This window comes from Paenibacillus sp. USDA918EY (assembly GCF_009870825.1).
In the GTDB taxonomy this organism is placed as follows: domain Bacteria; phylum Bacillota; class Bacilli; order Paenibacillales; family Paenibacillaceae; genus Paenibacillus_AQ; species Paenibacillus_AQ albilobatus.
The window spans coordinates 1-25,035 of record NZ_WTWY01000031.1; the positions used below are offsets into that span (position 1 = coordinate 1).

Consider the following 25,035-nt stretch of genomic DNA (forward strand, 5'->3'; position numbering starts at 1 on the left):
TTAAATAAGGAATGCGGAGCAACTCCGTCCCTTAGGGGATGGAGTTTTTTGCGTTTGTGTTGTACTGAAGGGCATATTATGATCAGTGTACGATATTCATGATCCATATGGAGTGATGACCTTGAGATACACCGATTACATCCGCTTGAAAACAGGCAGATACCAATCTGTAGGAAAGTTTGGCGACGATATCTATGCGTATGAGGTCTTAACGGGCATCGCCGACACCCCGGAGTACCACCAAATTTCTAAAGAGGAATTCGATTTGTTTGAATCTTGGAGCCAGGAGTACATTACGGGTCTTAAAAAACTCTACGAAATCATTAACCGCCCTGTCATCTGCAGCGGTTACCTGGGAAGGGCGGAGCTGAATACTTCGCTGCTTCGGGATATTTAGCCGCAGGAATGGACAAGAAATGGCCGGTTCGATGATCTATGAATGTTAATCGGTTTTCTGCAGCTATGAAGCTAGCAGGCAGGATTGTTGATGTCTTAAGGAGGTAACAAAGCGGTATTATTCAGCAAAGACGCAGACGGCGGGAGACAAGCTGATGCGCAACGCCCTCACGATCTCCATGACGAGCGCGTCCTGAGGCCCAGATTCCGCTTGTAATAGTATGAATCGCTTGACCAAGCAATTGCTGCCAGAACGGTCTCTTATCATTATGAATTACTTTCATTATCGTGCACACATCAAATAGAGGTTCCAACCATATAAAATTAATTATGGACTGTTTGGAACTATGATGTTGGATGTGTAAACATTCCATTTACTGATATACTACCGTCATAGCGCTGGTATTTGCAATCTGGTCGTTGTTGCACTCAAGAAAAGTATCGGAGTTAAGAAAATTGGAGTGGGATGAATATCTTATGGGTAAAAGGAGAGATTTTGAAATGGATTCGGTTCGTGATAATGCAAAAAGGAATTGAACTTAATAAACAGAAGAGGAGTGCTTTTAATGAGAGAATATATGATTGAAAAACAAACGGGGAGAGCATTCCAAATAAAAACAGGGGAAACCATTACTATAATCGATATCGAAGGAAAGCAGGTTGCCGATTTTTTTGCGGTCCATACGTTGGATTATAATGAGTTTTTTTCAGCGGGGGTCACTGTCGAATGCAAGGATTCTTTGCTTGTTACGAAAGGGGACACTTTGTATACGAATCTGTATCGGCCTATGTTTACGATTGTACACGATGATGTGGGAGTACATGACTTGATGTTTCCTTGCTGCAGAACAGAAACTTACAATCATTGGTTCCAAAATGGAGAAGGGCATAGCAATTGCTTTGACAATATCAATCAAAGCCTGCATGAATTTGGAATTTCTCCTTTTAAAACGTTGCAGCCGATGAACATTTTTATGAATACAAGCATTACGCCAGAGAAAAATGTCGTGATTGCCCCGCCGTTATCAAACCCCGGAGACAAAATTACATTAAAAGCAGAAATGGACGCCATAGTCAGCATATCGGCTTGCAGTGTTAGTGAAGGACCATGCAACAATTGGACATGCAAGCCCGTTATGGTGATAATTGAAACGATGTCGTAGATGCCAGGGACGGCGATTTGTTCCGAATCCTGTCAGGCAAGCGTGCCCGCGCTGGATCATGCCAGACCCGTCGATTTCCTGGTTTAAGTCTAAAAGAAAAGAAGACAACAGTTTACTCCTGTGTGTCTTCTTTTTAGTTTACGACTTTAATCAGTTGAGCACGCGATAGCGTGCGGTGAACAATTTCATTGTCAGGCTAGCGCCTTTAGGCGCAGTTTGGCGACAGGGGGGTTATACCCCAAGTGCAAACCACCCGCCCAACGGGTGGTCATGATTAAATCAGCTATTCGCATGGCTTTAGCCTTGGATTGGCTTGATCGTGTCACGTAAGACCAAGCTTGTAGGAAGCATGACTTTCTTGCTGCCGTAAGACGAGCCTTCGGTAAGCTCGAGCAGCAGTTTCGCGCTCTCATACCCGAGGACGTCGAAATATTGCTTCACGGTGCTCAAGGCGACCTTGGCGAATTTGGAGCTCTCGAAATCGTCAAAACCCATGAGGGATATTTGTTCGGGGATACGAATGTCAAGGGCGGTGAGCTCCTCGATGACCTCCAGGGCCCGCTTGTCGTTGGCGCAGAACAGAGCAGTCAGCTCCCCGCTTTGGATCAGGCGCGCAAGCTCGGCGTAGTCCAGTTCCTTATCAAGGAACAAAAGCGAATCGGGGACCGGAATGGCCGCATTCGACATGGCATTGCAGTAACCGTTATATCTCTCGACCTCCGGGCTTAAATGGTAATCGTAAGCCGCAAATCCGATTCGCCGATGACCTTGCTGTATCAAATATTCTACGGCTTCGTAAGCACCGTCGTGGTTGTTGCAGGTGACGACGTTGACCGGGTAGCCGGAAGGGGAACGATCCAGCATCACGAACGGAATCGACTTTTTGCGAATTTCCCCGAGATAACCCTTCGCTGCTTCGGGATCGGAAGAATAGATAAGCAACCCCCGCAGTTCCGTTTGAATCAGTCCCAGGACGAGCTCGCGTTCCTGTTCGAAGTCGTTCTCCACGAATTCGACGATCAGCTTGCAACCATGCTTGCCCAGAAAGGACTGTATGCCCCTCATAATCTGCATATACGAACTATCGTACAGGTCGACGCCGGAGATGACGAAGGCGACCAGATTCGAAGTCTTTTCGGAGATGGCGGGTTGGCTGGCGACAAAACTCCCCTTACCCCTAACGCGGTAGATCACGCCCTCGTTGACCAGCTCTGACAGCGCCTTACGCACCGTGATGGAACTGACGTCCAACAGCTTGGAAAATTCCGACTCGCTCGGAATCCGGTCGTCCTTCGTAAATTCCTGATTCTCGATCTGGGATAAGACATAGTCTTTTACCATCTGGTACTTTGGCTGAGCCAGGTCCTTATTGCTCAAAGCAGGTTCACCTCGTATCAACATTTCCTCAATTATAACGCATATCTCTTTAAAAAGTATACGTAATTCCGGTTATCTTGTAAAAGGGCTTTGTCGAATAACCGATTCATGTTCAGATAATGAAGCAGAAAAGGAGCGAAATTTATAGAATACGTTTGAATTTCGTGATGGTCTGTATTAGGATGGGGTTAAATAACGTATGCGTTTTTATAAAGTTATTATAATAACCTCGGACGAATAACCATTTGCAAAATGAAGGGTAAGATACCACGCTCCTGATCGGAATATGAAAAAGAGCCGCCGGGGAATCCGGCAGCTCGATGCTTGCATTTTCAATTAGAAGGTGACGATGGCGCCTTCCTTTTCGAACGGGTAGTCGATGACGATGCGCGCCGCTTCGGTATCGCCGATCCCGCTGTACAGATTAACCTTGCCGTCGGGACGCATTTCGATGCCGGCGGTGAACGCGCAGTCGGTCAGATGCGCCTTCTTGGCGGGGCCGTCCGGATAACAAGGACGGGTGCCGATGATTTTCAAATCCGAGAATTGATTCGTCTGCGGGTCCAATACGAAGGCCATATTCATATAGGTCGATTGGTTTCCTTGAGCGTAACAGATATGGCCGATGACGCCGATCTTGCCGCTTTCGAGCAAGTATGCCTGGTTGCAGCCGCCCCACTCATCCTTGCCGAACAGTCCGCGGATATACGGGGCGTTCTCGATGACTTCCCGGGACAGGTCGCCCAGGCTATCGATGACCGTGAATCCGACCAAGGATTCGCTTCCGAATTCCTTGCGTACCTCTTCGCCGCGCGGTCTTGAGAAGACGCCGATCTTGCCGCCTTGGAGCTCGACGAGCCGAATGTCCTTCATATCATCCGGGCCGGTCGTGAAGTAGAAGAGATCATGAAGATCGCGGCCTTTATAGAAATAACCGTAGAAGGTATCGAGCCGTCCCAGATTGTAACGAACATGCGTACCGCCGAGTACGAGCTGTTTGTCGATCACGCTGATATAAGGGTCTTCCAGCTGATAAATCATCGTATTCGGCACGACGGTCCATTCGTCCGGACCGCTCTGCTCGAACAGGCGCACCCAAGATCTTGCCCACTCTTGCCGTCTTTCTACGCGCCCATAAATGTAACGCTTGCCGTTCCATTCGAACGGAATCGAGGGATTGTAGACATCGAAGCCTTCGACTCCGCGGAAGACAAGCTTGGCGCTTTCATAGATGCGTTTGTTTTCTTCGAATTGCTGACGCAGGTTGAGTAAGTTCATTCGTGGCAAATCTCCTTTCAGACTTCAATAAACGCATTCATCCTATTTAGTTCACATCCATCCTAACCGAACATTTTGCGCCAAATCTTGCTCCATTTTGGAATGCATTATGGTGTTTTGACCTTGGAGGAGCTTGCCTTCATACAAACAAGGAGGGGAAAGTAATGATGAAGCTTTTTGCGGCAGACGGCATTGATTCGGAAATTCAGGCCCACTATCGTTTGATCTCTTCGGTGCGCGATACGATCGGCATGCATACGCATGACTTCTTTGAATTGTTTCTTATTCTGAAGGGAAGCGTCGTGCATGTCATTAACGGCAGCCGTCAGCTGTTGGAAGAGAACGCGCTCGTGTTCATACGCGACCGGGACGTTCACTGCTATGAGCAGACGACGGGCGGCGATTGCCAGTTCATCAATTTGTCGTTCAATCGGGAGGTCCTGGACGACCTGATTTCTTTCCTGGGAGAAGGGTTCCCGAGCGAAAGGCTGCTTGAGCCGGCCATGCCGCCGTCGACCCTGCTGTCCAAAACGGAGAAAGAATACGTGCGGTACCGGCTGGACCAGCTGAGTCTGATCCCGCAGGAGAAGAAGCCGGCCGTCAAAGCGGAGGTTAGAGCCATCTTGACCGACCTGTTCTCCCGGTACATCAAGGCCGAAGCGGATCCGATCGAACGAACCGGACAGCCGGAATGGTTCAAGGCCCTATGCAGAGAAGCCAAAAAGAAAGAGCACTTCACGCGGGGAACGGCGGCCCTTGTCGGGTTGTCGGGCAAATCGCACGCTTACGTATGCAGAATGTTCAGAAAGCATCTGGGCATGTCCCCGACCCAATACATTAACGAGCTGAGAATGTCATACGCCGAGAATTTGCTGCTAAACACCGATATGGAAATCGTGGATATCAGCCTGGAGATCGGACTCGATAACATCAGCTACTTTTATGACCTGTTCAAGCGGAAGCATAACCTAACGCCCCATCGATATCGCCAGTTCGGCATAATTAACAGATAGTATACTGATAATCAAAGAAATTTCAGGTGATTTTATATATTGACGGAGTAAATAGTATGTGTTATTTTTTAACCTATCATAATAACTTCGAAAAACGTCATGGGGGAACGATCTGTGTAGGACGGTAGCTGGAAGCTATACGTTTTCGATGCAAGTCTGGAGGTGAAAATGAATGCGTTTACATAAAAAGCGAACCCAACGGCCAAGCTCGTGGATCTGCGAGCCATCGTGTCATCCGTATCCAGCCGCGACATGTTAACCGTCAGGAGGTGTTTCCTTGAAAACCAATAACAGGCTCGTCGCCAGGATCGTCAGGCACCGCTACTTATACCTTATGGTGCTTCCCGGCTTTTTGACGCTGTTAGTCTTTCACTATTTTCCGATGTACGGAATTTTAATCGCATTCAAAGATTTTAATGCTTCCAAGGGGATATGGGGGAGCGAATGGGTGGGGTTCAAGTACTTCGCTTCCTTTTTCAACGATCCCATGGCCTTCAGGGTTTTAAAGAACACGTTGCTTCTCGGTTTGTATACTTTGTTATGGTCATTCCCGGCGCCGATTATATTGGCTCTGCTGTTTAATGAGCTGAGAAACAAGGGCTTTAAGAAGCTTGTACAGACGGTTTCTTATTTCCCGCATTTTATTTCCGTCGTCATCGTTGCGGGCATGCTGAAGGAATTTACGGCAAGAGACGGTTTGTTCAACCAAATTGTCGCCTTTTTTGGCGGGGACCCTATCATGTTTCTTCTCGAGCCGGGTTATTTCCGGACGATCTTCATCTCTTCCGGCATATGGCAGGGCGTCGGGTTCGGGACGATCATCTACCTTGCCGCATTAAGCGGAATTGACCCTACGCTGTATGACGTGGCCGAGGTGGACGGCGCCAGCCGATGGAAGAAGGTCGTGCACATCACATGGCCGTCGCTCAAACCGACCACGATCATTTTGCTGATTTTTGCCGTGGGGGGCATCCTCGGAAGCGATTTCCAAAAGATCATTCTGCTTTATTCGCCTGAGACTTACGAGGTAGCGGATGTCATCGGGTCCTATGTGTATCGTCAAGGTATACTAGGCGCGCAATACGAGTATACGACGGCGATTGGATTATTCATGTCGGCCATATCCTTCATAATTCTTTTCTTGACCAATTGGATCAGCCGGAGAGTTTCAGAAACGAGTTTGTTCTAGGTGGTGGGATGTTGAAAAAGGCTAGCATCGGTTCCAGAGCTTTCGATGTGATCAATGTTGTTATCATGCTATTCATCCTGATTGTCGTGCTGTATCCGATTCTAAACATTATCGCGACGTCGCTAAGCGGCACGCGTTACATCTCCTCCGGAAGCGTAACCATTTGGCCTAAGGGGTTTAATCTGGATGCGTATACGACGGTGTTCCGCGATCCATACATTTTTAAAGGGTATTTGAACTCCATCATCTATGCGGCCGGCTCTACGGGCATCATGCTGCTGTTCACGGCGCTGATGGCGTATCCGCTCACGGTTCCGGGATTTGCGGGCAAGAAATTTCTTACCATTTTCCTTATGATTACGATGTTTTTCGGCGGGGGCCTCATCCCGACCTATCTGCTTATGCGCAGTCTGCATTTATTGGATACGGTATGGGTCATGATTCTCCCCGGCGCGATCAGCGCTTACAATGTGTTCCTGTTTCGAACCTTCTTTCTGAATATTCCTTCAGAACTCAAGGACTCCGCCGCGATCGACGGCGCGAACGATTTGGTGGTTCTATTCAAGATCATCCTGCCGTTGTCGAAGGCGCTTTTTGCAACCTTTGCCCTGTTCGGTCTGGTCGGAAGCTGGAACAGTTGGTTTGAAGCTTTGATTTATCTGCGAAACCAGGACATGTATCCTTTGCAGATGGTGCTCCGGAATTACCTGTTCACCTTGGACACGACGGCGATTCAAGGGCGGGTCGGAAGCGGCTTGGTTGCCATTAATGCCCCGGGCGAAACGCTTGATCCGAAGGCGGTACGAATGAGCGTCATCATTATTACCATGTTTCCGATCATGTGCATCTATCCGATCTTCCAGAAGCATTTCACCAAAGGCATATTCGTCGGATCCATCAAAGGCTAAAACAGCGGATGCGGCGAAGTAAGGAGGTGATTGCGTAGACGGTTCATGACAAGTCATGAGTAACGGATTCGTTAGAAGCGGTTTATTGTGCAAATTAGGGGGGAATCGAATGAGCAAACTTGCAAAAATGTTTGTCCTTGGGCTGGCCGTGCTGATGGTTTTTTCCGCATGTTCGAATAAGTCCGGGAATTCCGTTGCCGACGAAGACAATCAAGACGTGATGCGCTTCTCGGTGACGCTGCCTTCAAACGGCGTGGATAATCCGAATAGCCTGGTAGGCAAGGAATGGCAAAAACGCATGGAAGCTTACATGGGCAAGAAGGTAGAAATTAAATATAACTATATTCCATCTTCCGAGTATGACGAAAAGGTCAAGCTCATGATTGCCAGCGACGATCTGACAGACTTCTTCGTGACGCCATTATTCTATGATACGAGCGAAATGGCCGAGCAGGGCCAGCTTCTCGAGTTAACCCAATATAAAGATTTAATGCCGAACTATATGAACTACATTAGCAAGGTCAAGAACGGAATGAAGCGGGTAACGGATGCCGACGGCAAGATGTACACCTTCAAAGAAACCTCTACGCCCAGGTTCCCTGAGGATCGCGGCATGCTCATTCAGAATACGTCGTCTTACCGCTATGACGTGTTCAAGGCCAATAACATCAAAATTCCGGAAACGCTCGATGAATTTTATGAAGCCGCCAAAAAACTTAAAGAGCTCTATCCGAACAAATATCCCGTCGCAACGAAATTTAACAGCCTGAGATCGCTGTTCTCCGCGAATCACATCCGGGACGATATTTTCTGGGACGGAGAGAAATACGTATACGGCGTTTTGGAAGAAGGATATAAAGATGCGCTCCAATTTGCGAATAAGCTGTATGCGGAGAAGCTGCTGGATCCGGAGTACACGATTGATACGGACGATACGCTGAAAAGAAAAGCGCTGAACGGCGACAACCTGATGTGGCTGACGCAGTGGTTCACGACGCCGGCCGAGTACACGAGAACGGCCGACGACGGCAAAATTTTCGCGGTTTCGCTGTATCCCGACAATCCGAAGTACGGAAAGGCGTGGCAGGAAGTTGTAAACGGCAACACCCCTGACTTGGGCTGGGGAGCGTACGGCGTAAGCTCCAAAGTGAAAAACCCTGAAGAATTGATCAAATTCATCGATTATCAATATTCGGATGAAATGATCCGGCTCATCACTTGGGGAATCGAGGGCACGACCTATACGGTCGGGAAAGACGGCTTTCCGACCTTTGTCGACTCGCTCAAAACGGCCAAAGATCCATGGCTTGAAGGCGATAAATACGGCATGCGCGCAAGCCGAAACTATAACCCCGGCCTGCAAATGGTGAGCGACGCAAGAGCGTTCGTGGATTTTGCCGCGACAGACTATACGGTATTTAACGGCAAATACGAAGAGGTGCCGATCGAGAAGTCGCAATTCCTGACGAGTCTGCCGATGCCCAAGAATGACTATGTTCCTTCCTGGCTCAGCGAACCGTTGATTCAGCTTACGGGGAATGAAAGCCAGCGGATATCGGAAATTATGAACCCGGTGAAGACGTTCGTTACGGAAGAACAGGCCAAATTCGTGGCAGGCAAGAACAGCTTCGATAACTGGCAGGCATTCATAGATAAGGTCAAGAAAATGGGCAACATTGATGAGGTGCTGAAAATCTATAACGATGCCGCGCAAAGAGCCACGGCTAATGAATAGAGACAAGTCCTCCCGCTGCCGGCTGCAGCGGGAGGTATATCAAGAGCGATAGGATCGTAGATTACGAAACCATAGGATGTGAACAGAACCATGAGTGAAAAAAAAGAGATTTTATTCCATGCCGAAAAGCTGCTGAATAAAAGAGATCAATATATGATAACGAAGGTTTCCCCCATCGATTTTTCCGGTTTTACGACGATGGAACAACTGTTCATTCATGAAATGAACGGACAACCGTTCCAAAGCATCGCTCCAGGTCAACGGTGGGGAGAACAATGGGGATACGGCTGGTTCCGCGCGACCATCGTCGTTCCCGAGGAGGCCGAAGGCAAACGGCTTGTGGCCATGCTTGATTTTGGATCCGAAGCGACCGTATACATTAACGGTATCGTAAGCGGCGCCAAAGACCTTAACCATCATTACGTCACTTTAACCCGTTCGGCGAAAGCCGGCGAGCCATTTGAAATTGTCGCGGAAGCGTACGCCGGCCATTCGGATTCCAGACCGACGTTCGGAGAGTCGCAGCTCTGCGTTTTTGAAGAGGAAGTGTACCAATTTTTCATCGATTTGGAATGCTTGTACGATCTCCGCAACCATCTCGATGCCAAATCCCTCCGCGTTGCGGAGATTGACCGTTGCCTGACCCAGGTTTTTGCGACGCTTGACCTGACCTTGCGTCAGGAAAGGTTGGGAGAGAATGTAAAAGAGTGCCGAAAGATCATGGAGCCGCTCCTCTCCTGCGTGAACGGTTCAACGGCGCCGACGCTGTACCTGATGGGACAGTCCCACCTGGATGTCGCCTGGCTGTGGCCGCTCGCGGAAACGAAGCGGAAGATTGCGCGGACCATGTCCAATCAGCTGGCGCTCATGGACGAATATCCGGAATACACGTACACCCAGAGCCAGCCGTATCTGTTCCAGTTGGTCAAGACGCTGTATCCGGAGCTGTATGAGCGCATCAAACAGGCGGTGAAGGAAGGGAGAATCGTTCCCGAAGGCTCCATGTGGGTAGAGCCCGACACGAATCTGCCAAGCGGCGAGAGCCTGATCCGCCAGGCGCTGCACGGCAAGCGGTTCTTCAAGGAAGAATTCGGCGTGGACAACGAAATGCTGTGGCTGCCCGACGTATTCGGCTATGCCGGAAACCTGCCGCAAATCATGAAGGGCTGCGGGATCAAGTATTTCGCATCTACAAAATTGTTCGGTACTTATGACAATATAGCGGATCCGTTCCCGCATAACACGTTCATGTGGGAAGGGATTGACGGCTCGCAAATTTTGACGCATCTGATGAACTACGGCGATTACTACCCGATTCGGATCAATCCGTCGTTCTTAATCCATCAGTGGAACGATCGCGTTCAGCTTGAAGGCATTTCTACGCGCCTTACCCAGTTCGGGCATGGGGACGGTGGCGGAGGTTCCAATCGGGATGATCTCGAGTTTATGCGCAGGCTCGGTAACTTGGAGGGGGTTCCCAAGACGAAGCATGGCTCGCCGATCGAATATTTCGAGGATCAGATCGAAAAGGGCATACCTGATAAAAAATACACAGGAGAGCTCTATTATCCCGCTCACCGCGGAACGTATACGACGCAAGCCATCATTAAAAAGCTGAACCGGAAGGCGGAGATCGGGTTCCGCGAAGCGGAGCTTTGGGGAGCGGCGGCGGCGCTGCTTCATAGCCGAACCTACCCGCACGCAGAGCTGGACCGTCTATGGAAGAATCTGCTGCTGCACCAATTCCACGATATCCTGCCGGGCTCATCCATCCATCGCGTCCATGAGGAGGCGCAGATTGAGCTGAAGGAACTGAATCAGAAGGTGTATGGCATGGCTTTCGTCGCAAGAGAGGCGCTTACGGACGGCGATGTTTCCCGCGTTACCGTTTTTAACTCGCTCTCCTGGCCAAGAAAGGAACTGGTTGCGTTGCCAGCCGGCGTCCATGGGATAGCAAACGGAGAGGTTCTGCCGGTGCAGCTGCACGAAGGCGTCCGCTATGCCGAGGTGGAGGCTCCTTCCATGGGCTGGTCGACGTATAAGGCGGTGCCGGAAGCGGCCGATAACCCTGCCGTGCCCGCCGTGATGGCAACGGAATCGCATATGGAGAACGAATGGATCGCGCTCGAAGTGAACGAAAAGGGAGAGATTGCCCGTATTTTCGACAAAGAGACCGGCACGGAATGGGCGGCGGACCGCTGCAACGTCATGCGGATGTATCGGGATCAAAATTCGGATTTCGATGCTTGGGAAATCGACCGGCGCTACCGCTTGGCGCCTGTCGAGCTCAATGCAAGCGCCAAGGTAACCGTCACCGCGAACGGTCCGATCTTCGCGACGATTCGGGTCGAGCGCGAATTGAACCAGTCGACCATGGTTCAGGATATCCGGCTGCGTGCCGGCAGCCGCCGGGTGGAATTCCACACGACGATTCACTGGTACGAGAAGAACAAGCTGCTGAAAGTCGACTTCCCTGTCCGCGTTCATACGAACGAGTCGCTGCAGGAAATTCAGTTCGGTTACGTGAGGAGGCCGAACCATGCTTCGCGCCCGCATGATGCGGATCGTTACGAAGTGGTTCAGCATAAGTGGTCTGCGCTTGCAGAGGCGAACCGCGGCTTCGCGCTGCTGAACGACTGCAAATACGGCATATCCGTCAACGATAACACGATGAGCTTGACGCTGCTTCGGGCTCCGACGTGGCCGGATGAAACGTCCGACCAAGGGGTGCACCATTTTACTTACGGATTTACGTTCTGGAACGGCGCGTTCTTGGACAGTCCTGTCGTACGGGAAGCCTACGAGCTTAACTATCCTGTCAACCTCGTGCCGGGAGGAAGCCAAGAGATGCAATCTTTGCTCTCCATCGATCAAGCGAATGTGATCGCGGAGACGGTCAAGCTGGCCGAAGACGAATCGGGCGGTTGGATCGTTCGTCTGTACGAGAGCAAGGGAGCTTCCGTGGCGTGCGAGCTTCATTTCGGGCTGTCCCTTAAGGCGGTTTATGATACGAATATGCTGGAGGAGAACGTGGCGGAATTGCCGCACGAAGGCGAACATGTACGGCTTGAGTTCCGTCCGTTCGAGGTGAAGACGGTCCGTCTCCAAGTGAACGGGAGGAATAAAGGATGAAGCTGGAAAGAGGACAACGCTTGGTCATGATCGGCGACTCGATCACGGACTGCGAACGTAAATATCCGTTCGGGGAAGGACTGTTCCAGGGCGTCGGCAAAGGATATGCCGCGCTTGTCGACGGGATGCTGCAGGCGGCATATCCGGAGCTCTCCATTCGCGTGACGAATATGGGCATCGGCGGCAATACGGTCCGGGATTTGAAGGCCAGATGGCAGACGGACGTGCTGGATCTGAAGCCGGATTGGCTGACGGTCATGATCGGCATCAACGATGTATGGCGGCAGTTCGACCAACCCGCGATCCCCGAGTCGCATGTGAGTCGCGAAGAATACGAGCAGACCCTGGAAGAGCTGGTACGGTCGGCGCTCCCGGGCCTGCAAGGACTCGTGGTCATGACGCCGTTCTATCTGGAGCCGAATGCTTTGGACCGCATGCGCAGCCGGATGGATGAGTTCGGAGGCGCGGCCAAGAGGGTTGCGGAGCGGGTAGGCGCATCGTTTGTGGATACGCAGGCGGCTTTCGCCAGCCGTTTCGACTACGTACATCCGACGCTGCTGGCTCCCGACCGGGTGCATCCGAATTTGACCGGCCATTTGTTGATTGCGAGCGCGCTGCTGGAGGCGCTCGGCTTCGATTGGTCACGGATGCGTTCCAGCAACTGATCCTGCTATACGCCCTATGCAGGCCGAGCTCGGCGCGAATTTCTTTCGAGGTTCGCGCCGAAGCGGACCTGCCTTATTCGCCAGAGCGGGTATTCCGTACAAAAAATATTGTATCCGCTTACATTCGATTCATCTTCCTATCGTATCGCAACCATGCTTTGAAAGGAGGTGGTTAGGGGAGTTCGTGTCCGGGTGAAACGACCGGCCGTTGCTATTGCTTTTTGTTATGAAATGGAGAGTCGTCTTGTGAAACGAAGAGTCGTCTCAAGCGAAAAAAAGATTCGAACAGGGGGTGTATGAGGCAGCTCATCGATTGTATTCCAACCAAACGACAAAAACCGGGAGGGAAGTGCAGTGAAAATGAAATCGTGGAAAAGAGCGGGAATATGGACTTGCGCGCTGCTGATGGTCATGACGGCGCCGGGCGCCGCGATGGCGGCGCAGGGAGAGGGAAGCAGCGCCGAGCTGAATGCGAGCAGCGCGAAGAAAAAGGTACAGGAGCCGTTCATGATCAAGATCGTGGATGCCGAGACGGGCCGGGGCATTCCTCTTGTCGAGCTGAAGACGACGAACAACGTCTTGTATTACACGGACAGTGCGGGGGTCGTGGCCTTCAACGAGCCGGGCCTGATGGATCAGACGGTCTTCTTCCATCTGTCGAGCGACGGATACGATATCCCTGCCGACATGTTCGGCAACCGCGGGCAGGCCGTACAGATATCACCCGGGGGCACGATGACGATCAAGATGAACCGGGTCAATGTCGCCGAACGGCTGTATCGGGTGACGGGCCAAGGCATTTATCGCGACAGCGTGCTGCTTGGTTTGCAGGCGCCGATTCAGGAGCCGTTGATCAACGGTCTGGTCATGGGACAGGATTCCGTGCAGACGATCGAGTACAACGATAAGCTGTACTGGTTCTGGGGCGATACGGACAGACCGGCCTATCCGCTGGGGAACTTCCGCGTGACGGGTGCGACTTCCAAGCTTCCGAGCAAGGGGGGATTGGATCCGGACGTCGGCGTCAACCTGAACTATTTTACGAAAGAGGACGGTTTCGTCAAAAGTTTGGTGCCGCCACTGCCCGACGGCGCCGGAATCGCCTGGGTATTCGGTTTGATGACCGCCAAGGACGGCACCGGACGGGAGCGCCTGCTCGCCGGCTACAGCACGCATAATCCCGATCTGAGCGCCTTCGGCATTCTTGCCTTCAACGACGATACGAAGGAGTTCGAGCAAGTCGTTCAGTTCCCTTCCAAAGACGACTGGCGCCATCCGGGCGGCCAGGCGACCTATTATGAGGAGAACGGCAAGGGCTACTGGCTTTTTACCGAGCACCGGATGCCGAATTTGCGCGTTCCCGCCAGCTACGACGCCATCATCGACTATACCCAATACGAGTCGTTTACCTGCCTGACGCCGGGAACGACATATAACGGGGCCCAAACGTCGCTGGAACGCGGCGCAGACGGCAAGCTCGTATGGGGCTGGAAAAAGAACACCCCGCCGCTGAACCAAAATCAGGAGAAGGAATTGATCCAGCTGGGCCTGATCCAAGCGGACGACCCGCATTATTATCAATTGAAAGATGCCGATACCGGCGAGGCGGTTGAAATCGCCTCAAGCTCGGTCGAATGGAACGACTACCGGCAGCGTTACGTGATGATCGGGCAGCAGACGCAAGGCAAGTCGTCGGTGCTCGGGGAAATCTGGTACGCGGAAGCTCCTGCGCCTCAAGGTCCTTGGACCCGTGCCAAAAAGATCGTCACGCATAACAATTATACGTTTTACAACGTGGCCCAGCACAAAACCTTCAACAAGGCCGGCGGCCGGGTCATCTACTTCGAGGGGACTTATACGAATACGTTCACGAATCATGTCCCGACGCCGCGGTATAACTACAACCAAGTCATGTATAAACTCGACTTGGCGGATCCTAAGCTGGGGCTTGAGCCGGTTCAAGGAACGGCAGGTCAATAGGGCGCCGAACCATTTTTGAAATCATCGAAATAAGGACCTTTCCGAAAGCGCTGCGGGGCTTTACCGGAAAGGTCTTTTTCGTTCTATAGCTTGTTCCTGCGTATTATCCTTGCCTGCGGCTTCTTCATGTGAAGCGGGAACGGCGATATTTTTACCTGGAGAAGTCCCGGTGGTTTTCCCGATACTGCTTCGGGGTCAGATTCGTGAACTTCTTGAACGCGGAGAAGAAATGGCCTTTGGACAGGAAGCCGCATTGATCCGCGATCTCGAGCACCGAAAGCTGGCTGGATACCAGTTTCTCCTTTACTCTTTCGATTCGCTCCTGGAGAATGTACTCGGACAATGACATGTTCATGATTTCCTTGAACAGCTGCCGGATATAGCTCACGGAGAAGGAGAAATTGTCGGCCACCTGCTCGATCGATAATTGCGCATCCTGCAGGTGGCTGTCCACGTATTCTTTGATCTCCAGCACGATCTCTTCTTTGCGGTTTGGGGATTTCGGGGCCTCGGTCTCGGACGCGAGCGTCGTGACGATGCCCTCCAGCCACGCTTGAAACTCGGACAGCGTGCCGTACCGCTCGAGCAGTTGGTGGATGCTGCTCATCTCGTGCAGGACGCTGGATTTGTTGAAGTTTTTGAGCAGATCGTAGGTAAAATAGGTCAGGTTGAGCTTATAGTCGCGATAAGGCAGCTCATGGACATGCTTCATTTGCTCGCGCAGCAAATGGACGGCGGTCTCCGGGCGGCCGCGACGGATGGCCTTGATGATTTCGGTCGTCTCCAGCGCTTCGGATGCGGAAGGATATCCTGCCATAAACTCTTCATAATCGCTCTCCAGGAAAATTTGCTTTTCTCCCTTAAGGAATCGCAGCATCGTCAATTCGTAGATATGATCATATACGTTCCGGATATTCGTGCCGAAGTCAAAGGCGTTGCTGACGGCAACGGTTGTTTCGACGTTTAATATGCGCGCCACCTGATGGTGCGACTCCTCCAGAAGACGTCGCAGCTGAAGCTCTCCCGATTCATGGCTCCCGATGACCAGGATCAGATGGTCGCCCCCCATATCCAAGCCTTCGGCCGCATAAGAGCCTGTGCCAATCACTTCTTCGCTAATATTGCGTATGGCATACTTGATCAATTTCCGGGAGGGGAAGTCATAGCGTTCGCAAAAGGCCGTATACGTTTCGATCCGAAGGACGGCCAAAAACAGAACGTCGCAGGAAGCCAGCTTGGTCTGGCTCCGGATATATTCGTAGCTCTTGGTGCCCGGCGTCCCGTGCAGCATCCACTGGGCGAGAAACTCCGTTCGAACGAGTTCGGATTGGTTTCGCATGGAAGTATGAAGCTGCTCCACGTTGTTCAGCAGCAGATCGATGCCGTCGTTGATCCATTGGATATCCGGTATGGCATCGGACGCGGAGTTTGCGAATCCAACCTTTCCTTTCAGCTTCTCCGACAAAAAGGTGATGGAGCGCAAGGAACGGCGCGAACTCCAGAAGAACAACGCCGAGACGATGCCCAGCAGCAATAATGTATACGTTATCAATTTATGCTGGAAGGAGGATATGTGGCGAGTCAAAGTATGATACTCGTTCGAGTAGTATACGGTCCAATTTTCGGTACTCAGCTTGGCTGTATTGACGAACCATCTCTGATGCGGAAGCCTAACCTGAAAAACGCTGCGCTGCTGTTCCCGGCCCGCTTGATAAAGCTGTTCGCTCAGCGCGGGATCGGACGAGCCTAATAGAAGCTGCCCGTCCTCGTCGAGAATCCGAATGTCCTGCTCCGTGGAGGTCGTTTGGCCTAACAAAAGCTTCGACAGCAGCGGTTTATCGACAAGCAGCACGAGATAGAAGTCAGACGGCTTCTCGGGAGTCGCAGGCAGGATGAGAGCCAGGCAGTCGGAACCGTCCGCCGAATGATTAAAAAAGTGCAAATATTCGCGGTGGAATGATTTCACCCGCTTCAGCATGCTCTGGTCGGCAAACGATTCAAAACGGACGATGCCGGCTTTGGAATCGACGACAAGACCGTGCTTGAGATTGATCAGATAGGATCGCTGGATGAGCGGTTCGGTCGACATGAAATTGGACTGGGCGACGAGTGCGGCGTGATCGATGAGCGGGTCATTGCTTGCATCGAAAAACCAGTTCTGAATGCTCTGATCGGCGTACATGCTGAGCCCGTAAGCCTTCAATTTACCGAGAATCATTTCGGTCTTCGATGCCAGGTTGTTGACTTCGTTCTGCGAATTGCTGCGCACCTCCAGCATGGTATATTTTGAGAATTCCGCAGACAGTAAATAGACGAAAGGAAGGATGGAACAGATCAGAACGGTGGTTAGCAATAAAAAGGTACGAAAATAGGTCTTCTGCAAAATAGGCTTGATCCTCATATAAATTCCAGCACCCCTTGCTGATGGATTGACCTCCTTACTCAATCATATCCTGACGTTCATGTGAAGTCCTCATTTTGACAAAGTAGAAATCAAGACGGCGCCGGAAGCCGAATGCGCGCATCCTTTCCGCATTTCAGTACTTCTTGTGACACAATGAGGACTATTCCCGAAGCCATCCTACCGTACATAATAAACACTGTCAGGATATGGCCACATCGGACAGACCAAATCGAATGGAGGGATACTATACATTGAGAGTGTTAAGAGATCTTGCAAAGAACCGGGGCTTGTATTCAATGGCGATACCGGGAATCGTCTTTCTCGTTGTCTTCTCCTACATTCCTCTGTCCGGACATCTGCTGGCGTTCAAGGACTTCCAGATCAGCAAAGGCATATGGGGCAGTGATTGGGTGGGGCTCGACAACTTTCGCTTCTTTTTCTCCAATCGGGATTGGATTCAAGTGACGGTCAATACGGTTTATTTAAATGCGCTGTTCATTATTTTCGAGATGGTTTTTGCGCTTCTCATCGCTCTTTTCTTGAATGAGATTCGCTTGAAATGGTTTAAACGCACGATCCAATCCGTCGTCTTCCTTCCTTATTTCATTTCCTGGGTCGTCGTCGGGTATATGGCATTCATTTTATTCAACAATACGGACGGCCTGATTAACCGCGTGCTGAGCATGACCGGGCTTCAATCCGTCGATTGGTACCAGACCCCCTGGGTATGGCCGATCATCCTCACGTTAACGCGAATCTGGAAGAGCGCCGGTTACTATTCGATTATTTTGCTTGCGGCCATTACCGGTTTTTCCTCCGATTATTATGAAAGCGCCCGCCTGGACGGGGCCACGCGGCTGCAGCAAATGAAATACATCACGCTGCCCTTGCTGAAGCCGCAAATCATTATTCTGGTCCTCCTGGGAGTCGGTAGGATCTTCTACGGGGATTTCGGCATGATTTACGGAATTATCGGGGACAACGGGATTCTGTTCCCGACGACCGACGTCATCGATACATATTCCTATCGGGCGTTAAGGCAGCTCGGCAATTTTAGCATGTCGTCGGCTATCGTGTTCTATCAGTCGATCATGGGGCTGATCGCCGTCGTTTCGTTTAATGCGTTGGTTCGGAAAATCGATAAAGACTCCAGATTATTTTAAAAGGTTGTTCAAATTTCGCGAAAAGCAAAGGGAGGTGAATCCCATATGAATCGTCCGGTTGCTCTGACCCCGCCCGCGCGAGTCCGGCGGAAGGGCGGGTTATCCGATAAAATGGCGGTGTGGTTGTTCGGACTGTTCCTGATCCTGTTTGCGCTGGTTTGCTTGCTTCCTTTTTGGCTGATGGTTATCAATTCGTTCTCCAGCACCCGAAGCTTGGCGGTGAACGGATACTCCATATGGCCGGATGAGTTTACGTTGGAGTCCTATCGATTCCTCCTTCAGGGCAAGCAAATGTTTACCAGCTATGGCATCACCATTGCGGTAACGGCCATCGGAACCGTGCTCGGCCTCGTCGTCACCATGTTGTTTGCTTACGTGCTGGCCCATCCGAAGAACCGATACGGCGGCTTCCTTTCGTTTATGACTTACGTGCCGATGGTCTTCGGCTCGGGGCTCGTCGGCTTCTATCTTCTGGTTGTCCAGTGGCTGCATCTGAAAGATACGCTGTGGGCGCTTGTGCTCCCTTACGTCATGAATCCGTTCTTTGCGTTTATCTTGGTCTCGTTCTATCGCTCGCTGCCTTACGAGTTGAACGAATCGGCTAACATGGACGGCGCAGGGGAGTGGACGATCTTCTTCAAAATTATCCGGCCGATCTCGACGCCGGTGATCGCGACGATCAGCTTGTTCTACGCGCTGCAATACTGGAACGATTGGTGGCTGTCGCTTCTGTTTATCGATAACAGCGATATGTACCCGCTCCAGATGCTTCTCCGGCAGCTCATGTCGCAGATGCAGCTCACGTCGCTCAATCACGGCAACGTGCTGACGCTGCCGCCTGCGGAAGGGGTCAAACTGGCGACGGTATGCTTGACGATCGGTCCGATCATACTCGTCTATCCGATGGTGCAGAAGTATTTTGTCAAGGGCTTGACCCTCGGCTCGGTGAAAGGTTAGCGGCTTGATACGCAATGGCTGAGCATGTCGATCTGGACCGGCCCAGCCGCTTTCTATAAAAGATGAATATATTGAAGGGAGTTCATTGACATGGCCAAATCAAAACGCAAGTTCTTGATGCCGGTGCTGCTCGGACTAGCCGTCGCTTTATCCGGGTGCTCCGGCGCCGGCGGGGACGCCGCCGCACCCGCCGGTTCCGGGGAATCCGGCGCTTCCGGCGCTTCATCCCTTGATCCGGTCACCTTGGAGGTTGTCATTCCAGGGGCAAAGGGGGCTAACTATGACGAGGTGCTGGCAGAAGTTAACAAGAGATTAAAAGCCGACATCAATACGCAGGTTAAATTTACATTCGTCGATTTTGCCGACCTGAATCAGAAGACCAACGTTATGCTGGCTTCAGGAGAGAGCGTGGATTTGATGTTCGACGCTCCGTGGCTGCATTTGGACACGATGGCTTCCCAGGGCTATTACGAAGAACTAAGCGGACTTCTGGACCAATACGGCCCCAATGTGAAAAAGACGCGGCCGCAACAAATGTGGGACGCGAACAAAATTAACGGCAGCATCTACGGCGTTCCCTTGGGAAGCGCCTATACCCAACAGAGATCCATCTTCATCCGGAAGGATCTGAGGGAGCAGTTAAACCTGCCGCCCGTAAAGACGTATGAAGATTTGAAAGCTTATCTCTACGCCGTCCGTGACGGTAAATCCGGTATTACGCCGCTTCTCGCAGGCGCGGACGACGTGACCTACAGCTGGGTCAACTGGCTGATCCGGGACGATACCAGCGTCAACATCCGTCCGACGAATTTTGCCGGAGCCAGCCTGATGCTGTATTACAAGGGCAACGACGGGAAGGTCTACAACTTCTTTGAAACCAAGGAACCTAAGATTTGGTCAGGCATCCAGGATGTCCGCAAGCTGTTCGTGGACAAGGTCATGTCGCAGGACGTCTTGACGAATAAAAGCAGCCCGGCGGAAATGCAGCTTCAGAATAAAGTAGCGGCTACGCCCCAAATGGCCTTCGGAATTCCCCAATCGTTCAACGACCAGCTGAAACAGGTCGTACCGGGCGGCGAGCTGGAAGCCGTGCGCCTGTTTGACCTCACCCCAGGGAAGAACCTGTCCAATTTCAAGATGGATAACTTTATCTGCATCGTGAAGACGAGCAAGCATAAAGACCGCGCGATGATGTTCCTCGACTGGGCGAACAAGCAGGAGAATTATGATTTGCTGGAGCACGGCATCGAAGGCGTAAACTGGAAACCGGCCGGCGAGCATCAATACGAAACGCTGAACAACGATGGCGGCATCGTCTCGTTCCAGCTCATGCTCAATCCTACGTTAGAGCGGGAGTGGGCCGGTACGGACGAAGAGACTCGGAAGTACAGTCAGTTCATTACGAAGGCCGACAACTTCACGAAGGACATCCTCACCGGATTCACGTTCGATCCGACGCCGGTGAAGAACGAAGTGGCCCAGTTCTCGACCATTCAGGCCAAATATTACAGCGGATTATTTAACGGCGCGCTTGATCCGGACCAGTATTTCGCCAAGTTCAAATCGGAAGGCGAAGCGGTGCTTAAGAAGATCCAGACTGAGCTGCAGAAACAGGTCGACGCCTACTTGGCAAAATAGAAGTGGCCGTTCGTCGAAACGACCACCCGCAAAAAAAGGACCGCTTCCTATAGGAAAAGGCCAAGCCTGCTGAAAAACTTCAGCAGGCTTTTTTGGATGATATAAATTTCAGCAAAGCTGAACCTTGCATCAATGGGGAGCGGCCCATGTCGAGCGAAAGCAGCTCAAAATGGCGACTCATGAGCAAATAGAAACGGACTAGCGTCTGAGTTTACGCTAGTCCGTTTCTTTCTGCATCAAGTCGCAACATATTACGAAAGTTATTACGAGGCATGTTTGGATATTTTGACGAAATCGCCCTTGATAAGTTCGGACAGCTTCGTGTCGGAAGCGGTCCTTTTTGCGGGTCGTTATGTTCTAACGGCTGCCGGTAAACGGGGCTGGAACGGAACAAACTTGACGGATCGTCCCGGCCAATTGTTCGGCCATTTGCCGATGTTTCTTGACGGAGGGGTGTCCGCAGCCTCCCATTCCGTCTTCCGGCCGCTTGATGAGCGGAAATTCCACAAAATGAACGTTGTCGTCGCCTTCTTCGCGGAGACGCTGGACGAGAGCCTTCAAATGGGGAGCGGGATCAAGCGTCATCGGACCGATGGCGCAGAACAATGGGGCGGACGGATATCTTCCGCGGATAAAGCCCGTCAATTTGCGGTATTGTTCGATGTAATCCGAAGGCCGGATGGGCGCGGACCAATCATTGGTCCCCAGATTAACGACGATCATGTCAGGATGAAACGGATCCATGGCTTCTTGATCGAGAACAGGACAGAAGGTATCCATAAAATAATCCGACATGCGGCCTTCCTTGGCACCGCCGAAATTCTGAAAGCAGCCGGTGCCGGACGCGCCGACGATCAACGTTTCGGCTCTCAAAAGCTGACCGGTCAGCGAGCTGTAAGCAAGCGCGATATTTTCGCGCGAAGCATCGCAGTCGCATGGAATCTGCGCCTCGTTGCCGAAGCCGCACGTGATCGAATCGCCGATGATGAGCAGCCGGTGGGGCAGAGGGGACGGCGGGCTTAGGAAGGTCCCGTTCTCCGCCGTTAGATCGGTAAATTTAATGCTGCCGAATGCCGCTTCCGTACGTTTTTGCAGCGTTAACGTATGGGGGACGTCCTCCAGGTCATCCGCCAGCTGGTACAGCCGGTTATCCGGATCGATTCTCATCACCCGTACCGGAAGATCGTCGATATAGACGTTAACCCAGCTTTTCCCTTCCCTGTTGACGTCCTCGATTTCGGCGGTAATTTCCCGCCCTTGAAAGCGTACGGTTATCGCGCTGCCGGGAAGAAAGCAGGAGATTCCGTCCTGCTCTTGACGGAAGAGCCCGTGTCTCAGACTTGAATTCAAAAAGTCGAATTTCATAACATACCTTCCTTTCATAGATCTACTTGAGTAAAGGATTTATGCGTAAGGATTCTCGCATGTAGACTCCCGGAGCACCAACGAAACGCCCGACAATATTTTCGTGCTGCCTCCATGGGTTTGGCCCTGGATAACCTGGTTCAGCAAGTTCGCGGCATTTCTGCCGATTTCTTCGAAGTCTTGCCGAACGGTGGACAGTCCGATCGACAGGTTGCCGGCATGGTCCCAATCGTCGAATCCCATAACGGAAACATCCTGCGGGACGTTGACGCCGCGGCCGGTCAATTGTTCGATGGTTTCAACGGCGAGCTTGTCATTGGAGCAAAACAAAGCGGTAACGTCCCGCTTCATCACGCTGTCGGCTAAGGCGTCATAATCCATGCGGGTCAACAAATGATCGTCGGTTACCGGAAGCCCGGCTTGGCGCATGGCGCTGCAATAACCTGCGAACCGCTCCTGCTCGGAATGAAGGAAGAAGTGGTAGCTCGCGAATTTTATTTTCGTATGCTTCAGGCGGATCAGCTCCCGGGTGGCGAGGATCGCCCCGTCGTAGTTGTTGCATCCGGAAAAATAGCTGGGATGATCCACGTTGTACCGGTCTACCAATAGGTAGGGGATGTTGTTTTGTTCGATGAACAGGTAGTTATCCTTGCTTTGCTTCGGATCGAACGGATAAATCAGGAAGCCGTCGACTTTCCGGTCCAGCATTTTCTGAATGGATGCTCGTTCAACGGCCAAATTTTCGTTGCTCCATTCCACGATCAAGGAGTAACCGAATTCGGCCGCCGCTTGTTGCGCGCCCTTGATGATCTTCATATAAGAGACATCGTAATTGTCTTCTGCCGATAAAATGAATGCGATCAAACGGCTCGAATGGTCCGCGGCTTGAGCTCCGTTGACAAAAGAGCCCTTTCTTTTGATTCTCGTGATCACGCCCTCGTTGGCCAGTTCCGTCATCGCTTTTCGGATCGTGATGCCGCTGACTTGAAATTGTTTCATCAGGTCTTCTTCACTAGGCAATCGATCGCCGGGTCGAAGCTCGCCGGCTTCAATCTGATGCAGCAGCGCTTGTTTTACCGTCTCGTACTTCGGCTCGTTCACAAAAACTCTCCTTTTTTACAGTCTCCAGAATTCTATCTGACGTTATTCAAATTATATAAAAGTATACTTTAATTATATATTAAATTCAATATAACGTTTCTATTACTATTATATATGTATATATTGAACTCGTAAATTAGGTTTTTCATTGACCTAACATAACCAGAATGATAGTATAAATATATGATTATCATATAATAAAGTATACTTTATTTTATGGGAATAGGATTGTTCAGAAAGTCTACTTCGATGCAGATGCTGAGGGGAGGAGCAGCTTTGGAATTTAGCTTTACGAAATATGCCAGGCTGATGGGGAGATTCGATCTCGCCGAGAAAGAGAAGCCGACATGCGGATGGGTAAACAGCGCCGTTTTTGTTGCCTTCCGAGGTACGGCCATTTCGATGACGGCCGAGGGATTCAGCGGCCAGGATTACGTTGAAATTGTAGTGGACGGCGTCGCCCGTAATTGGATCAACCTGAAGAAGGGCGTCCATGAATACATCATCCAACAGGGGCTGCCGGATGGTGAACATACGTTGGAGATCCACAAGCGTACGGGGATTCTGACCGGCAGTATAACGTTTCATCAATTTTCTCTGCCTGACGGCGGACGCTTCCTTGCCCCGCCCGCGGCAAAACCCGTCCGGCTGGAATACTTCGGCGATTCCATCACCGATGGAGCGGGGATCGGCCATCCGCATGAGCTCGCAGAAGCTCCGGAACTGGATGACGGCTACATGTCCTACGTCGGAATCAGCGCCAGAATGTTGAATGCGGAATATCATACGATGGCCATCTGCGGAATCGGCGTTTGGCAGGATGCGATAGGGGGCAGGCAAGGATTGCCGGAACATTTTTCCGGGACGCTCGGCAAAGGGACGGCGCCATGGGACTTTTCCCGGTATATTCCTGATGGAGTCGTCATTAATCTGGGCCAGAACGATTATTCGACGCCGATTGATGATGAGGAGTATATTGCCGCCTACATCGAATTCATCCAGGTTATCCTGGAAACATATAACGACCCGTATGTCTTTTGCTGTGTCGGAACCATGAATAACAACTATCTTGCCAGCGTGAAACAGGTCGTGTCCCATTATAATCAAAACGGAAACGCCAAGGTATTCGTGGTTGATTTGGGATTGATTCATCCGGAGGTCGAAGGATGGGGCGGCCGTTACCATCCCGGCTATCAGACGCATTACCGCATGGGCTCGGAGCTGGCCTCGTTTATATCCGCCAAAACCGGTTGGGAACTGCTTAAGCGTCCGTCGATCGCAACGGAATGCGTGTTTTGACATCGTTCTTGTATCGGCAAAAATGGATGGTAAAGGTAATTTCGATATAAGATTTACCGAATGTACGCCTACATAAAAAAAGAAGACAACAGGATGCCCCTGTGTGTCTTCTTTTTGGTTTTTAGATACAGAAATATTCAACAATCAGGGGCTAACGGGCGCAAACAAGCTTTGGATTTACAAATACGGAGAGTTATTGTCACCCGGAAGGCAATCGTAGCGTGCGCGGCCGTTTGCTCTTTACCGAGGATGAACAACCGATGGTTGCGCAT

The 25,035-nt window shown here is 51.3% G+C and carries 18 protein-coding genes; 13 read left to right on the plus strand and 5 right to left on the minus strand.

The window, feature by feature from the left end:
* Positions 1-121: 121 nt before the first annotated feature.
* Together GQY55_RS30150 and GQY55_RS30155 are read left to right on the plus strand one after the other, a co-directional pair.
* Positions 122-397, plus strand: a complete 276-nt coding sequence (locus tag GQY55_RS30150) for a hypothetical protein (protein WP_160045618.1) — start codon at positions 122-124, stop codon at positions 395-397.
* 565 nt (positions 398-962) lie between these two features.
* Complete coding sequence (locus GQY55_RS30155; RefSeq protein WP_160045619.1) at positions 963-1,559, plus strand: DUF1989 domain-containing protein; 597 nt, start codon at positions 963-965, stop codon at positions 1,557-1,559.
* Positions 1,560-1,856: 297 nt separating this feature from the next.
* Here GQY55_RS30155 and GQY55_RS30160 read toward each other — a convergent pair whose 3' ends face one another.
* Both GQY55_RS30160 and GQY55_RS30165 read right to left on the minus strand, forming a co-directional pair.
* Positions 1,857-2,936, minus strand: coding sequence for a substrate-binding domain-containing protein (locus GQY55_RS30160; RefSeq protein WP_160045620.1), 1,080 nt, complete (start codon positions 2,934-2,936; stop codon positions 1,857-1,859).
* Positions 2,937-3,272: 336 nt separating this feature from the next.
* On the minus strand, positions 3,273-4,214 hold the full coding sequence (locus GQY55_RS30165; protein ID WP_160045621.1) for an MTP-1 family protein: 942 nt from the start codon (positions 4,212-4,214) through the stop codon (positions 3,273-3,275).
* 164 nt (positions 4,215-4,378) lie between these two features.
* Between GQY55_RS30165 and GQY55_RS30170 the strand changes: the two genes are divergently transcribed.
* From GQY55_RS30170 to GQY55_RS30200, 7 genes are all read left to right on the plus strand, one after another.
* On the plus strand, positions 4,379-5,227 hold the full coding sequence (locus GQY55_RS30170; protein ID WP_160045622.1) for a helix-turn-helix domain-containing protein: 849 nt from the start codon (positions 4,379-4,381) through the stop codon (positions 5,225-5,227).
* 334 nt (positions 5,228-5,561) lie between these two features.
* On the plus strand, positions 5,562-6,416 hold the full coding sequence (locus GQY55_RS30175; RefSeq protein WP_160045632.1) for an ABC transporter permease: 855 nt from the start codon (positions 5,562-5,564) through the stop codon (positions 6,414-6,416).
* An 11-nt stretch (positions 6,417-6,427) separates the two neighbouring features.
* Positions 6,428-7,324, plus strand: coding sequence for a carbohydrate ABC transporter permease (locus tag GQY55_RS30180; RefSeq protein WP_160045633.1), 897 nt, complete (start codon positions 6,428-6,430; stop codon positions 7,322-7,324).
* 109 nt (positions 7,325-7,433) lie between these two features.
* Positions 7,434-9,059: an ABC transporter substrate-binding protein gene (locus GQY55_RS30185; RefSeq protein ID WP_160045623.1), complete on the plus strand. Its 1,626-nt coding sequence runs from the start codon at positions 7,434-7,436 to the stop codon at positions 9,057-9,059.
* A 90-nt stretch (positions 9,060-9,149) separates the two neighbouring features.
* The gene (locus GQY55_RS30190; RefSeq protein WP_160045624.1) at positions 9,150-12,191 is read left to right on the plus strand and encodes an alpha-mannosidase; all 3,042 of its coding nucleotides are present in this window, start codon (positions 9,150-9,152) and stop codon (positions 12,189-12,191) included.
* Positions 12,188-12,856, plus strand: a complete 669-nt coding sequence (locus tag GQY55_RS30195) for an SGNH/GDSL hydrolase family protein (RefSeq protein WP_160045625.1) — start codon at positions 12,188-12,190, stop codon at positions 12,854-12,856. Before GQY55_RS30190 ends, GQY55_RS30195 begins: the two co-directional genes overlap by 4 nt.
* Positions 12,857-13,216: 360 nt before the next feature.
* A complete protein-coding gene (locus GQY55_RS30200) occupies positions 13,217-14,836 on the plus strand; it encodes a DUF4185 domain-containing protein (protein WP_236575968.1) in 1,620 nt (539 codons plus the stop codon).
* 151 nt (positions 14,837-14,987) lie between these two features.
* On the opposite strand, the gene GQY55_RS30205 is transcribed toward GQY55_RS30200, so the two are convergent.
* Entirely contained in the window at positions 14,988-17,189 is a 2,202-nt protein-coding gene (locus tag GQY55_RS30205) for a helix-turn-helix domain-containing protein (RefSeq protein WP_236575965.1), read from the minus strand.
* A 347-nt stretch (positions 17,190-17,536) separates the two neighbouring features.
* Here GQY55_RS30205 and GQY55_RS30210 point away from each other — a divergent pair, with 347 nt between their 5' ends.
* The 3 genes from GQY55_RS30210 to GQY55_RS30220 all read left to right on the plus strand — a co-directional run bounded on the left by GQY55_RS30210 (position 17,537) and on the right by GQY55_RS30220 (position 20,998).
* Positions 17,537-18,403: an ABC transporter permease gene (locus GQY55_RS30210; protein WP_236575966.1), complete on the plus strand. Its 867-nt coding sequence runs from the start codon at positions 17,537-17,539 to the stop codon at positions 18,401-18,403.
* A 45-nt stretch (positions 18,404-18,448) separates the two neighbouring features.
* Positions 18,449-19,360, plus strand: coding sequence for a carbohydrate ABC transporter permease (locus GQY55_RS30215; RefSeq protein ID WP_160045628.1), 912 nt, complete (start codon positions 18,449-18,451; stop codon positions 19,358-19,360).
* A 90-nt stretch (positions 19,361-19,450) separates the two neighbouring features.
* Positions 19,451-20,998 (plus strand): extracellular solute-binding protein, encoded by a 1,548-nt coding sequence (locus tag GQY55_RS30220; protein ID WP_160045629.1) that lies wholly within the window; start codon positions 19,451-19,453, stop codon positions 20,996-20,998.
* A gap of 357 nt (positions 20,999-21,355) precedes the next feature.
* On the opposite strand, the gene GQY55_RS30225 is transcribed toward GQY55_RS30220, so the two are convergent.
* Positions 21,356-22,363, minus strand: coding sequence for an SGNH/GDSL hydrolase family protein (locus GQY55_RS30225; protein WP_160045630.1), 1,008 nt, complete (start codon positions 22,361-22,363; stop codon positions 21,356-21,358).
* Between the two features lie 39 nt (positions 22,364-22,402).
* Complete coding sequence (locus tag GQY55_RS30230) at positions 22,403-23,464, minus strand: GntR family transcriptional regulator (RefSeq protein ID WP_160045631.1); 1,062 nt, start codon at positions 23,462-23,464, stop codon at positions 22,403-22,405.
* Between the two features lie 276 nt (positions 23,465-23,740).
* On the opposite strand from GQY55_RS30230, the gene GQY55_RS30235 reads away from it, so the two are divergent.
* Entirely contained in the window at positions 23,741-24,763 is a 1,023-nt protein-coding gene (locus GQY55_RS30235) for an SGNH/GDSL hydrolase family protein (RefSeq protein ID WP_236575967.1), read from the plus strand.
* Positions 24,764-25,035: the final 272 nt, after the last annotated feature.